Genomic DNA, 14,096 nt, shown 5'->3' with positions numbered 1-14,096 from the left:
ATGGCTTCCAAGCTGAGCGACATCCTGGCCGCGGCCAAGGCCGAGGACCGGGCCGCGCTGATCGGCTACCTGCCGGCCGGCTTCCCGACCGTGGACGGCGGCATCCGGGCGGTCAACGCCCTGATCGAGGGCGGCTGCGACGTGGTCGAGGTCGGGCTGCCGCACTCCGACCCGGTGCTGGACGGCGCCGTCATCCAGACCGCCGACGACATCGCGCTGCGGGGCGGCGTGCGGATCAAGGACGTGCTGCGCACCGTCCAGGAGGTCGCCTCCGCGCACCCCGCGGCGGCGGTGCTGGTGATGACGTACTGGAACCCGGTCGACCGCTACGGGGTGGCGCGGTTCGCCGCCGACCTGGCGGCCGCGGGCGGGGCCGGCTGCATCCTGCCGGACCTGCCGGTGGAGGAGTCCGAGGAGTGGCGCAAGGCGGCGGACGAGCACGGTCTGGACACCGTGTTCGTGGTCGCCCCCAGCAGCAAGGACGCGCGGCTGGCGGAGGTCACGGCGGCGGGCAGCGGGTTCGTGTACGCGGCCGCGGTGATGGGCGTGACCGGGACGCGGTCGGCCGTCGGCTCGATGGCCGAGGACCTGGTCGCCCGGACCCGGGCCACCACCGACCTGCCCGTCTGCGTCGGGCTCGGGGTCTCGGACGCGGTGCAGGCGGCGGAGGTCGCCCGGTTCGCGGACGGGGTCATCGTGGGGTCGGCGTTCGTGAAGCGGATCCTGGCCGCGGGCGAGGACGAGGAAGCGGCGCTGGACGCGGTGCGGGCCCTGGCCGGGGAACTGGCCTCGGGCGTGCGGCGGAGCTGACGCGCGGTAGGACCATCAGGCCGGCGGCCCTCCACTCCTCGGGAGTGGGGGGCCGCCGGTCTTTTCGTGGGTGTGTTTCCGGGGCCGCGCTCCTGAGGGGCGCGGCCCCGGGCGCGCGGCATTTGCCGTGCGCGCCGACCGGAGTGCGGACCCGAACGGGTGAACAAGGGGTGGGGACACGCATCAGGCGGGGTTGGCGGACGTTGAGAGGAGGGAGGAGTGCACGAACGGTTGCCGGGGCGAGCGGGAAGGGGTGAGCCGGTGCGGAGTGTCCAGCGGGCCGTCCTGCTGCGGGCGGCGGCGGCCGTGGTGGTGCTCGTCGGCGCGGTCGGGGTGCACGTCGAGGTGGGCCACGCGTTGGCGAAGCGGGGCGCCGAGCGGGCGGAGCGGGAGGCGGTGGCGTGCGCGGAGGCGGCCCGGCACCCCGACCTGTTCGAGGCGGGGTGGTTGGCGGGGTGTCGCTGACGCTCGGGTGTTCGGACTGTTCGGACGGAACGTCACTCATCCGGCGTCATTCCCGACCGCGGAGAAACCCCCCTCCGCCCCCGACGGTTCCTCAGGGAGTGAACGAGTTTCCCGAGGGGGGTTCCCTGATGACCGCGCAGCCCGGTGGCTCCGCGCCCACGCCGACGGCGGGGCGGCCGGTGCCGGCCTGGAGCGAGTGGCTCGGCACGGCCGTCCGGCTCGGCCTCGCGGTGGTCTGGGGGTGGGCCGGGCTGGCGAAGATCTCCGACCCGGCGGAGGCCGCGCAGGCCGTCCGGGCCTACGAGATCCTCCCCGAGGGCCTGGTCAAGCCGATCGGCTACGGCCTGCCGTTCCTGGAGCTGGCGCTGGCCCTGCTGCTGGTGGTGGGCCTCGGCGTCCGGCTGGTGGCCGGGGTCTCCGCGCTCCTGCTGCTGGCCTTCATCGCCGGGATCGCCTCCGCCTGGGCGCGCGGCATCTCGATCGACTGCGGCTGCTTCGGCGGCGGCGGGCACGTCGACGCGTCCCAGACGGAGTACCTCCAGGAGATCCTGCGCGACACCGGGTTCCTGCTGCTGGCCGGGTGGCTGCTGTGGCGGCCCCGCACCCGGCTGTCGGCGGACGGCTGGCTGGCGAGCTGACCCCCACATCCCTGCACCCCGACGAAGGCCCCGACCGTGGATGTCAACGCAATGAGCGAGAAGAACCGAGAAGGCAAGCGCACCGCCCGTGAGCGGATGCTGGAGCAGCGGGCGGCCGACGAGGCCTCCTCCCGGCGCAAGAAGAAGCTGATCGTGGGCGGCTCCGTGCTCGCGGTGATCGCCGCCGCGGTGATCGTCGGCGTCGTGGTGCAGAACCAGCGCTCCAAGCCGGAGACGCCGGTCGCCGCCCCGGCCGGGACGATCGGCGACAAGAACCTGGTCATCCCGGTCGGCGCCGACAACGCGCCCTCCGTCCTCACCGTCTACGAGGACCCGCGCTGCCCCGCCTGCGGCACCTTCGAGCGCGAGTTCTCGTCGACCATCGACCAGCTGGAGGACGCCGGGAAGATCTACACGAACTACCACATCGTGTCGTTCATCGACCGGGCCGTGGCGGGCAAGGGCTCCCGGAACGGCGCCAACGCGCTGGGCTGCGCCCAGGACGCCGGGCACTTCCGGGACTTCCACGACGTGCTGTACCGCAACCAGCCGGACGAGACCAACGACGCCTTCGGCGACAAGGCCGTGCTGCTCGGCCTGGCCAAGCAGGTCAACGGCCTGGACACGCCCGCGTTCCAGTCCTGCGTCAAGGACAGCAGGTTCGGCGGCTGGGTGTCCGCGGTGCAGCAGGACTTCGACAAGTCCAGCTTCAAGTCCACGCCGACGGTGCTGCTCAACGGCCAGCCGGTCTACCCGAAGAACGGCAGCGAGGAGATCACCCCGGCGAACCTGGCGAAGTGGGTGGACGCCGCGAACCAGGGCAAGCAGCTGGGCACGGCGGGTTCGCACGGGCAGACCCCGGCGCCGACCAGCACCGCCTCGGAGGCCAACAACCCGTCGCCGACGGCCGGCTGAGCCCGCCGGGCCGCGCCGCCCCTCCCCGTCCGGAGGCGGCGGCGCGGCCCGTTGTTCGGTTTCTGTGACCCCAAGGGTGTCCGAGCGGGCCTTCGGACCCTGTAGCGTCGGAACTGCCATGGATATCGCCTACATTCCCAGCCCGTCGCGGGGCGTCCTGTACCTCGGACCGATCCCGCTGCGCGCCTACGCCTTCTGCATCATCCTCGGTGTCGTCGTGGCCGTCTGGCTCGGCAGCAAGCGCTGGGTCGCCCGGGGCGGTGCCAAGCACACCGTCGGCGACATCGCCGTGTGGGCCGTGCCGTTCGGCCTGGTCGGCGGCCGCCTCTACCACGTGATCACCGACGGCGGCCGCCTGTACTTCGCCGAGGGGAAGAACCCCTGGGACGCCCTCAAGATCTGGGAGGGCGGCCTCGGCATCTGGGGCGCGGTCGCGCTGGGCGCGGTCGGCGCCTGGATCGGCGCCCGCCGCCGGGGCGTGCCGCTGCCCGCGTACGCCGACGCCATCGCGCCGGGCATCGCCCTCGCGCAGGCGCTGGGCCGCTGGGGCAACTACTTCAACCAGGAGCTGTACGGCCGGTCGACCACCCTGCCGTGGGGCCTGGAGATCGACAAGACGCTGCCCAACGGCGAGGTCGTGAAGGGCGTCTACCAGCCGACCTTCCTGTACGAGTCGCTGTGGTGCGTCGGTGTCGCGCTGCTGGTGATCTGGGCGGACCGCCGCTTCACGCTGGGCCACGGCCGGGCGTTCGCGCTGTACGTGGCCGCGTACACGGTGGGCCGGTTCTGGATCGAGTGGCTGCGGATCGACGACGCGCACGTCTACTTCGGCCTGCGGCTGAACGACTGGGTGTCCATCGCGGTGTTCGTGGGCGCGGTGGCGTACTTCGTGATCGTGGGCAGGAAGCGGCCCGGGCGGGAGGACCCGGCGAGCATCGATCCGGCCGCGCAGGAGGAGCGGGACGCCGCGTCGGAGGCCGCCGCGACGGGCGGTGCCGCGACGGAGGCCGCCCGGGGCGAGGGCAAGGGCGGCAAGAAGGCCGGGAAGGCCGAGGAGAAGGCCGACGGCAAGGCCGAGGAGGCCGACGGGAAGCCGGTTCTGCGGAAGCCGGCCGGGCCCGTGGACGGGAAGCCGGCCGCCGAGACGGCCGGCGAGGACGTCAAGAACCCGATCTGACCTGGGAGTTCCCCCGGCTGAGGCCACCCTTCGCGAGGCTCGCGAAGGGTGGCCTCAGTGGTGTTCGGACAGCCTTACTTTGCTGGAAATGCCCAGGTCAGACGGGCTACGTTCAGGGCTGACGAACGACGACGGAGGGGAACGACGATGAGTGCGACCATGATGGAGGCCGACGCCGGGCACCAGCCCCGGATACCCGCGGCGGACCACCACCGGGACGTCAACGGCGGCTGGCTGCGGCCGGCCGTGTTCGGCGCGGTGGACGGGCTGGTGTCCAACTTCGCGCTGATGACCGGCGTGGTCGGCGGGGCGGCGTCCAACGGGACGGTGATCCTGACCGGGCTGGCGGGCCTGGCGGCCGGTGCCTGCTCGATGGCGGCGGGGGAGTACACCTCGGTGGCCTCGCAGCGGGAGCTGGTGCAGGCCGAGATCGAGGCCGAGCGGCTGGAGCTGAGCCGCAACCCGCACGGGGAGCTGGCCGAGCTGGCCCAGCTGTACGTCTCGCGCGGGGTGGACCCGGAGCTGGCCCACGAGGTGGCCCGGCAGCTGTCCGCGGACCCGGAGCTGGCCCTGGAGGTGCACGCCCGGGAGGAGCTGGGCGTCGACCCGACCGACCTGCCCTCGCCGCTGGTGGCGGCCGGCTCGTCGTTCCTGTGCTTCGCGCTCGGTGCGCTGCTGCCGCTGCTGCCGTACCTGCTGGGGGCGACCGCGCTGCTGCCGGCGATGCTGCTGGCGGGGGCCGGGCTGTTCCTGTGCGGCGCGGTGGTGGCCCGGGTGACGGCGCGCAGCTGGTGGTTCAGCGGGCTGCGGCAGCTGGTGCTGGGCGGCGCGGCGGCCGGGGTGACCTACCTGCTCGGGTGGCTGATCGGCGGCCATCTGGGGTGACCATGGAGTGCATGGTTATGCTGGTGAGTGGGTGACGTTTCACACATGGGCCTCGGGCGGCGCCTGGCAGTGTCTCAGCATTCGGGCCTCCGAGCCGCGGATTCGCATCCGCGGACGGGCTCCCGGGATGGATTCCCAGGCGTCCATGATCGGCTTCTGTGGCGGCCCGGTTTCGCCCCTGTTTCAGGCGGTGGACGGTTGGGCACAATCGTCGGGACGTGCACTGTGGCACGTCCTCTCACACGCCCCCCGACCTGCGCACCGTCCCGCCATGTGGACGGGATATTCCGCTTCTCGGGATCGTGGGCATCATGTAACTCGCACGACACCGCACCATCGCATCAGGGCCAACGTCGTCCCTCCTTGCACCACCTTGCCGAAAGACGACGACGGGAGAGCCGATGCTGTCTGCATCCATGCACTCCGCCAACGAGCCCCAGGCCGGCGCCGCCCGCCAGCCGTACGCGCTCGTGCCGGATGCGCGACCTGCTGCCCAGGGCCTGTACGACCCGCGGAACGAGCACGACGCCTGTGGCGTCGGTTTCGTCGCCACGCTGACGGGCATCGCCGACCACACCATCGTCGAGCAGGCGCTGAACGTCCTGCGCAACCTGGAGCACCGCGGCGCCACCGGCGCCGAGCCGGACTCCGGCGACGGCGCCGGCATCCTGACCCAGGTCCCGGACGCCTTCCTGCGCGGGAAGGTCCCCTTCGAGCTCCCGGCGGCCGGCTCCTACGCCGTCGGCATCGCCTTCCTCCCCGAGGACGACGAGAAGGACGCCGCCGCCGTCGCGCGGATCGAGGCCATCGCCGCCGAGGAGGGCACGACCGTCCTCGGCTGGCGCGACGTCCCCGTCACCCCGGACCTGCTCGGCGCCACCGCGCGCAGCGTGATGCCGCGGTTCCGGCAGCTCTTCCTGGCGAAGGACGGCACGGCCGGCATCGAGCTCGACCGGACCGCCTTCGTGGTCCGCAAGCGGGCCGAGCGCGAGGCCGGGGTGTACTTCCCGTCGCTGTCCGCGCGCACCATCGTCTACAAGGGCATGCTGACCACCGGCCAGCTGGAGCCCTTCTTCCCCGACCTGTCGGACCGCGGCTACGCGTCCGCGATCGGCCTGGTGCACTCGCGGTTCTCCACCAACACCTTCCCGAGCTGGCCGCTCGCCCACCCGTACCGCTTCGTCGCGCACAACGGCGAGATCAACACGGTCAAGGGCAACCGCAACTGGATGCACGCCCGGGAGTCGCAGCTCGCGACCGACCTCATCCCCGCCAACAGCAAGGGCCAGGGCCTGGAGCGGATCTTCCCGATCTGCACGCCGGAGCACTCCGACTCCGCCTCCTTCGACGAGGTCCTGGAGCTGCTCCACCTCGGCGGCCGCTCGCTGCCGCACTCGGTGCTGATGATGATCCCGGAGGCGTGGGAGAACCACGCCACCATGAGCCCGGACCGCCGCGCCTTCTACCAGTACCACTCCAACCTGATGGAGCCCTGGGACGGCCCGGCCTGCGTCACCTTCACCGACGGCAACCAGATCGGCGCCGTGCTCGACCGCAACGGCCTGCGCCCGGCCCGGTACTGGATCACCGAGGACGGCCTGGTCGTCCTCTCCTCCGAGGTCGGCGTCCTCGACATCGAGCAGGAGAAGGTCGTCCGGAAGGGCCGCCTCCAGCCCGGCCGGATGTTCCTGGTGGACACCGCCGAGGGCCGGATCGTCCCGGACGAGGAGGTCAAGTCCGCCCTCGCCGCCGAGCACCCCTACCAGGAGTGGGTCGACGGCGGGCAGATCCAGCTCGCCAAGCTGCCCGAGCGCGAGCACATCTTCCACACCCACGCCTCCGTCACCCGCCGCCAGCAGACCTTCGGCTACACCGAGGAGGAGCTGCGGGTCATCCTCGCGCCGATGGCGCGCACCGGCGCCGAGGCGCTCGGCTCGATGGGCACCGACTCGCCGATCGCCGCGCTGAGCGAGAAGCCGCGCCTGCTGTTCGACTACTTCGTGCAGCTCTTCGCGCAGGTCACCAACCCGCCGCTGGACGCCATCCGCGAGGAGCTCGTCACCTCGCTGCTGTCCAACCTCGGCCCGGAGGGCAACCTGCTGGCCGCCGAGGCCGCGTCCTGCCGCTCGGTCGGGATCACCTTCCCCGTGATCGACAACGACGAGCTCGCCAAGCTCGTCCACATCAACGCCGACGGCGACCAGCCCGGCCTGAAGGCCGTCACGCTCTCCGGCCTCTACAAGGTCGCCTCCGGCGGCGAGGGCCTGGCCTCCCGGCTCGCCGAGATCGCCGCCGAGGCCGACGCGGCGATCGCCGACGGCGCCCGGATCGTCGTGCTCTCCGACCGGCACTCCGACGCCGAGCACGCGCCGATCCCCTCGCTGCTGCTCACCTCGGCCGTGCACCACCACCTGATCCGCACCAAGCAGCGCACCCGGGTGTCGCTGCTGGTCGAGGCGGGCGACGTCCGCGAGGTGCACCACGTCGCGCTGCTGATCGGCTACGGCGCCGGGGCGGTCAACCCGTACCTGGCGATGGAGTCCGTCGAGGACCTGGTCGCCCAGGGCGTGTTCATCGAGGGCGTCGAGCCCGAGAAGGCGATCCGCAACCTGATCAAGGCGCTCGGCAAGGGCGTGCTCAAGGTCATGTCCAAGATGGGCATCTCGACCGTCGCCTCCTACCGCGGCGCCCAGGTCTTCGAGGCCATCGGCCTCTCCCAGGACCTCGTCGACGGCTACTTCTCCGGCACCACCACCAAGCTCGGCGGCATCGGCCTGGAGGAGATCGCCCGCGAGACCGCCGCCCGGCACGCCAAGGCGTACCCGGCCTCCGGCATCCCGGCCGCGCACCGCGCGCTGGAGATCGGCGGCGAGTACCAGTGGCGCCGCGAGGGCGAGCCGCACCTGTTCGACCCGGACACCGTCTTCCGCCTCCAGCACGCCACCCGCAACCGCCGGTACGACATCTTCAAGCAGTACACGGACCGGGTGAACGAGCAGTCCGAGCGGCTGATGACGCTGCGCGGCCTGTTCCGGCTGAACGGCCTGGAGCGGGAGCCGATCCCGGTCGAGGAGGTCGAGCCGGTCTCCGCGATCGTCCGGCGCTTCTCCACCGGCGCCATGTCGTACGGCTCGATCTCCCGCGAGGCGCACGAGACCCTGGCCATCGCGATGAACCGCCTCGGCGGCAAGTCCAACACCGGCGAGGGCGGCGAGGACCCGGACCGCCTGTACGACCCGGAGCGCCGCTCGGCGATCAAGCAGGTCGCCTCCGGCCGGTTCGGCGTCACCTCCGAGTACCTCGTCAACGCCGACGACATCCAGATCAAGATGGCCCAGGGCGCCAAGCCCGGCGAGGGCGGCCAGCTGCCCGGCCACAAGGTCTACCCGTGGGTCGCCAGGACCCGGCACTCCACCCCGGGCGTCGGCCTGATCTCGCCGCCGCCGCACCACGACATCTACTCGATCGAGGACCTGGCGCAGCTGATCCACGACCTCAAGAACGCCAACCCGGCGGCCCGCATCCACGTGAAGCTGGTCTCCGAGGTCGGCGTCGGCACGGTCGCGGCCGGCGTCTCCAAGGCGCACGCCGACGTCGTCCTGGTCTCCGGGCACGACGGCGGGACGGGCGCCTCGCCGCTCACCTCGCTGAAGCACGCGGGCGGCCCCTGGGAGCTCGGCCTCGCCGAGACCCAGCAGACCCTGCTGCTGAACGGGCTGCGCGACCGCATCGTCGTCCAGACCGACGGCCAGCTGAAGACCGGCCGCGACGTGGTCATCGCCGCGCTGCTCGGCGCCGAGGAGTTCGGCTTCGCGACCGCCCCGCTGGTGGTCTCCGGCTGCATCATGATGCGCGTCTGCCACCTGGACACCTGCCCGGTCGGCGTCGCCACCCAGAACCCGGTGCTGCGCGAGCGGTTCTCCGGCAAGCCCGAGTTCGTGGTCAACTTCTTCGAGTTCATCGCCGAGGAGGTCCGGGAGATCCTGGCCTCGCTGGGCTTCCGCTCGATCGAGGAGGCCGTCGGCCGCGCCGAGCACATCGACGCCCGGGCCGCGATCGACCACTGGAAGGCCGCCGGGCTGGACCTCGCCCCGCTGTTCCACGTGCCGGCGCTGCCCGAGGGGGCCGCCCGCCACCGCACCACCACCCAGGACCACGCGCTGGACAAGGCCCTGGACAACCAGCTGATCGCCCTCGCCGAGGACGCGCTGGAGCGCGGCGAGACCGTCCGGATCCAGCTGCCGATCCGCAACGTCAACCGCACCGTCGGCACCATGCTCGGCCACGAGGTGACCAAGCGGTACCGGGGCGAGGGCCTGCCGGAGGGGACCATCGACGTCACCTTCACTGGCTCCGCCGGGCAGTCCTTCGGCGCGTTCCTGCCGCGCGGCGTGACCCTGCGGCTGGAGGGCGACGCCAACGACTACGTCGGCAAGGGCCTCTCCGGCGGCGTGGTGATCGTCCGCCCGGCCCGCGAGGCGGCCGCCATCGGCAACGACGCGCAGAACCACGTCATCGCCGGCAACACCATCGGCTACGGTGCCACCGCGGGCCGCGTCCACCTGCGCGGCAAGGCCGGCGAGCGCTTCGCCGTCCGCAACTCCGGGGCCACCCTGGTGGTCGAGGGCGTCGGCGACCACGGCCTGGAGTACATGACCGGCGGCCGGGTCGTCGTCCTCGGCGAGACCGGGCGCAACCTCGCGGCGGGCATGTCCGGCGGCATCGCGTACGTCCTGGACCTGCGCCCCGCGAACGTCAACGACGGCATGGTGGGCATCGAGGCCCCCACCGCCGCCGACCGCGACTGGCTGCGCGAGACCGTGCAGCAGCACTACGAGGAGACCGGCTCCACCGTCGCCGCCGAGCTCCTGGCGGACTGGGGCAGCGGGGTCTCCCGCTTCTCCAAGATCATGCCGACCGACTACAAGGCAGTGCTCGCCGCCAAGGACGCCGCTGAGCGCGATGGCCTCTCCGAGGCCGAGACCACTCGCAAGATGATGGAGGCGGCTAATGGCTGACCCCAAGGGCTTCCTGACCACGCCCAAGCAGCTGGCCGAGCGCCGCCCCGTGGACGTCCGTCTGCGGGACTGGAACGAGGTCTACGTCGAGCGCAGCCTCCTGCCGATCATCACCAAGCAGGCCGGCCGCTGCATGGACTGCGGCATCCCGTTCTGCCACAACGGCTGCCCGCTCGGGAACCTCATCCCCGAGTGGAACGACCTGGCCTACCGGGACGACTTCGTCGGCGCGATCGAGCGGCTGCACGCCACCAACAACTTCCCGGAGTTCACCGGCCGCCTGTGCCCGGCCCCGTGCGAGTCCGCGTGCGTCCTCGGCATCAACCAGGACGCGGTGACCATCAAGAACGTCGAGGTCACCATCATCGACAAGGCCTGGGACCGCGGCGGGGTCACCCCGCAGGTCCCGGAGCGGCTCTCCGGCAAGACCGTCGCCGTCGTCGGCTCCGGCCCGGCCGGCCTCGCCGCCGCCCAGCAGCTCACCCGCGCCGGGCACACCGTCGTCGTGTACGAGCGGGCCGACCGGATCGGCGGACTGCTGCGCTACGGCATCCCCGAGTTCAAGATGGAGAAGCGCCACATCAACCGCCGCATCGAGCAGATGCGGGCGGAGGGCACCCGGTTCCGCACCGGCGTGCACGTCGGCGAGGACATCACCGGGCAGCAGCTGCGCGAGCGCTTCGACGCCGTGGTCGTCGCGGCCGGCGCCACCACCGCCCGCGACCTGCCGGTGCCCGGGCGCGAGCTCAAGGGCGTCCACCAGGCCATGGAGTACCTGCCGCTGGCCAACAAGGTGCAGGAGGGCGACTTCGTGGAGTCCCCGATCAGCGCCAAGGGCAAGCACGTGGTCGTGATCGGCGGCGGCGACACCGGCGCGGACTGCGTCGGTACCGCCCACCGGCAGGGGGCGGCCTCCGTCACCCAGCTGGAGATCATGCCGCGGCCCGGCGAGGACCGGCCCGGGCACCAGCCGTGGCCGACCATGCCGATGACGTACAAGGTCACCTCCGCGCACGAGGAGGGCGGCGAGCGGATCTACTCGGTCAGCACCACCCACTTCAGCGGCGACGAGGACGGCAACGTCCAGGAGCTGCACCTCGTCGAGGTCGAGTTCAGGGACGGCCGCTTCGAGCAGGTCCCCGGCACCGAGCGGGCCATCCCGGCCCAGCTGGTCACCCTGGCCATGGGCTTCACCGGGACGGACGTGCGCAACGGGCTGGTCGAGCAGCTGGGAGCGGACCTCGACGCGCGCGGTAACATTGCCCGCGATGGCCGGTTCGCCACCAATGTCGATGGCGTGTACGTCTGCGGAGACGCCGGCCGTGGCCAGTCGCTGATCGTCTGGGCCATCGCGGAAGGCCGCTCGGCCGCCGCGGCGGTGGACAAGTACCTCGGCGGCAAGACCCCGCTTCCCGCGCCGATCCGGCCCACCGACCGCCCCCTGGTGGTCTGACGGGCCCCGGACGCTCCGACCGGCCCACCCCGAACCCCCGGCGCCGCATCGCCGGGAGCTCAACCCGCTGCCCCCGTCAGAGTCGCCGGGCCAACGCGGTCTCCTGGCGCCTGCCCTCTTCCCCGACCAGTTGGAGGGCGGGCGCCGTCGCGTACCCGCACGGAGGCCCCTGAGCCCTCCCCGGGCCGCGGCAACTCTCGGACAAACGGCCGGAGTTGTTCGGCGCCCGGCGGGTTCCGGGACAGTGGGCTGTTGTTCGTCGGTGCCAGGTGGCAGACTGCGGCCGACGGCCGGGGGGCTGGGCGAGCGCGGAGGATGACGTCGATGGGCACGACTCAGGCAGGCGGGGGCGCCACGGTACGGCGCCTGCTGCTCGGTACCCAGCTGCGCAAGCTCCGCGAGGCCAGAGGCGTCAGCCGGGAGGAGGCCGGGTACTCGATCCGGGCCTCCGAGTCCAAGATCAGCCGCATGGAGCTCGGCCGGGTCGGCTTCAAGGAACGGGACGTCGCCGACCTGCTCACCCTGTACGGGGTCGAGGTCGAACAGGAGCGGGCCACCGTCCTCGGACTGCTGCGCGACGCCAACGCCAGCTCCTGGTGGCACGAGTACGGGGACGTCCTGCCCGGCTGGTTCCAGAACTACCTGGGACTGGAGGAGGCCGCGGCCGAGATCCGCAGCTACGAGGTCCAGTTCGTCCACGGGCTGCTCCAGACCGCCGACTACGCCCGGGCCGTGGTCACCGCCGGCTGCCACGCCACCGGGCCGGAGGAGATCGAGCGCCGGGTCGACGTACGGCTCAAGCGGCAGGCGGTGCTGACCGGCGAGCGGGCGCCGCGGCTGGTCGCGGTACTGGACGAGGCCGCGCTGCGCCGGCCCTGGGGCGGCGCGGAGCTGATGCGGGGCCAGCTGGACCGGCTGCTGGAGCTGAGCGAACTGCCCAACGTCCGGCTCCAGGTGCTGCCGCTGGGCAACGCCGGGCTGAGCGCCGAGAGCGGCGCGTTCACCGTCCTGGGCTTCGCCGAGGCCGAACTGTCGGACGTGGTGTACCTGGAGCAGTTCACCACCGCGCTCTACCTCGACAAGCCCGCCGAGGTGGCCGAGTACCGGCACGCGATGGACGACCTGGTCGCCGACAGTCTGAGCCCGGCACTGACCCGCGACCTGCTGCATTCCGTGCGCCAGGAACTCTAATACGTCAGTACGATGATTCCCCATCAGGTCGGGTGCATGAGAGGGATCAGATGTCGTACTTCTCCGAGTTGGCCCTGCAGTACATCGATGGTGAGTGGCGCAGCGGCAGCGGCTCCTGGGACATCGTCGACGTCGACCCCTACACCGGCGACAAGCTCGCCACCATCACCGTCGCCACCGTCGCCGAGGTCGACCTGGCCTACCGCGCCGCCGAGCGCGCCCAGAAGCAGTGGGCCGCCACCAACCCCTACCAGCGGCGGCTGGTCTTCGAGCGCGCGCTGCGGCTGCTGGAGGAGCGCGAGCCGGAGATCGTCCAGGCGGTCATGGCGGAACTCGGCGGCACCGCGCTGAAGGCGGGCTTCGAACTGTCGCTGGTCAAGGACGTGCTGCGGGAGTGCCTGCACCTGTCGGTGGCCCCCGAGGGCCGGCTGCTGACCTCGCCCGCCCAGGGCCGGGAGAACCGCCTCTACCGGCTGCCGGTCGGCGTGGTCGGCGTGATCAGCCCGTTCAACTTCCCGCTGTTCCTGGCGCTCAAGGCCGTCGCCCCGGCGCTCGCGCTCGGCAACGGCGTCGTCCTCAAGCCGCACCAGGAGACCCCGGTGGTCGGCGGCGGGCTGATCGCCAAGCTCTTCGAGGACGCGGGGCTCCCGCCCGGCCTGCTGAACGTGGTGATCACCGACATCGCCGAGATCGGCGACAGCTTCCTGGAGCACCCGGTGCCCAAGGTGATCTCCTTCACCGGCTCCGACAAGGTCGGCCGGCACGTCGCCACCGTCGCCGCCGGGCACTTCAAGCGCACCGTCCTGGAACTCGGCGGCAACAGCGCGCTGATCGTGCTGGACGACGCCGACGTGGACCACGCCGTCGACGCCGCGGTGTTCAGCCGCTTCGTCCACCAGGGACAGGTCTGCATGGCCGCCAACCGGGTGCTGGTGGACCGGTCCGTCGAGGCCGAGTTCACCGAGAAGTTCGTCGCCAAGGTCGCCTCGCTCACCGTCGGCGACCCGCGGGACCCGGCCACCCACATCGGCCCGCTGATCAACCCCGTCCAGGCCGACGGCCTGCGCGCCCAGGTCGACCAGGCCGTCGCGGCCGGCGCCACCGCGCTGCTGCGCGGCGACACGGTCGGCAGCCTGATGGAGCCGGTGGTCCTCACCGGCCTGGCCGAGGACGCGCCGATCCTGCGGACCGAACTCTTCGGCCCGGTCGTCCTGCTGGTGCCCTTCGACGGCGAGGACGAGGCCGTCCGGCTCGCCAACGCCACGCCCTTCGGACTCAGCGGCGCGGTGCACACCGGGAACACCGAGCGCGGCGTGAAGCTCGCCCAGCGGATCGAGACCGGCATGATCCACGTCAACGGCGGCACCATAGCCGACGAGCCGGGCGTGCCCTTCGGCGGCGAGAAGAACTCCGGCGTCGGCCGCCTCAACGGCGAGTCCACGGTGGACGCCTTCACCACCCTGAAGTGGATCTCCGTCCAGCACGAGCGCGCGGTCTTCCCCTTCTGACCGGGGGTTCGGACGCGAGGGCCTCCCGGCGGCTGC

The 14,096-nt window shown here is 72.1% G+C and carries 10 protein-coding genes; all 10 read left to right on the top strand.

Going from position 1 to position 14,096, the window contains the following annotated elements; all coding sequences use genetic code 11:
* The gene (gene trpA / locus ACWDD9_RS08040; protein WP_375873970.1) at window positions 1-810 is read left to right on the top strand and encodes a tryptophan synthase subunit alpha; all 810 of its coding nucleotides are present in this window, start codon (window positions 1-3) and stop codon (window positions 808-810) included.
* Window positions 811-1,071: 261 nt separating this feature from the next.
* Window positions 1,072-1,275, top strand: a complete 204-nt coding sequence (locus ACWDD9_RS08035) for a hypothetical protein (protein WP_049651214.1) — start codon at window positions 1,072-1,074, stop codon at window positions 1,273-1,275.
* 128 nt (window positions 1,276-1,403) lie between these two features.
* Window positions 1,404-1,913 carry a MauE/DoxX family redox-associated membrane protein gene (locus tag ACWDD9_RS08030; protein ID WP_449811125.1) on the top strand — a complete coding sequence of 170 codons (510 nt, stop codon included), beginning with the start codon at window positions 1,404-1,406 and terminating at the stop codon, window positions 1,911-1,913.
* Between the two features lie 51 nt (window positions 1,914-1,964).
* The gene (locus ACWDD9_RS08025; RefSeq protein ID WP_380782918.1) at window positions 1,965-2,828 is read left to right on the top strand and encodes a DsbA family protein; all 864 of its coding nucleotides are present in this window, start codon (window positions 1,965-1,967) and stop codon (window positions 2,826-2,828) included.
* A gap of 118 nt (window positions 2,829-2,946) precedes the next feature.
* Window positions 2,947-4,005 carry a prolipoprotein diacylglyceryl transferase gene (lgt, locus tag ACWDD9_RS08020; protein ID WP_449811124.1) on the top strand — a complete coding sequence of 353 codons (1,059 nt, stop codon included), beginning with the start codon at window positions 2,947-2,949 and terminating at the stop codon, window positions 4,003-4,005.
* Window positions 4,006-4,164: 159 nt separating this feature from the next.
* Window positions 4,165-4,890: a VIT1/CCC1 transporter family protein gene (locus ACWDD9_RS08015; protein WP_107418648.1), complete on the top strand. Its 726-nt coding sequence runs from the start codon at window positions 4,165-4,167 to the stop codon at window positions 4,888-4,890.
* 416 nt (window positions 4,891-5,306) lie between these two features.
* A complete protein-coding gene (gene gltB, locus ACWDD9_RS08010) occupies window positions 5,307-9,908 on the top strand; it encodes a glutamate synthase large subunit (RefSeq protein WP_198959309.1) in 4,602 nt (1,533 codons plus the stop codon).
* A complete protein-coding gene (locus ACWDD9_RS08005; protein ID WP_049651209.1) occupies window positions 9,901-11,361 on the top strand; it encodes a glutamate synthase subunit beta in 1,461 nt (486 codons plus the stop codon). Before gltB ends, ACWDD9_RS08005 begins: the two co-directional genes overlap by 8 nt.
* Window positions 11,362-11,685: 324 nt before the next feature.
* Entirely contained in the window at window positions 11,686-12,552 is an 867-nt protein-coding gene (locus ACWDD9_RS08000) for a helix-turn-helix domain-containing protein (RefSeq protein WP_049651208.1), read from the top strand.
* 50 nt (window positions 12,553-12,602) lie between these two features.
* Window positions 12,603-14,060: an aldehyde dehydrogenase family protein gene (locus ACWDD9_RS07995; protein WP_049651207.1), complete on the top strand. Its 1,458-nt coding sequence runs from the start codon at window positions 12,603-12,605 to the stop codon at window positions 14,058-14,060.
* Window positions 14,061-14,096 lie beyond the last annotated feature (36 nt).

This window comes from Kitasatospora sp. NPDC001119 (genome assembly GCF_053598475.1).
The sequence above is the reverse complement of the archived record's forward strand: the minus strand, read 5'-3'. Positions and strand labels throughout refer to the sequence as shown.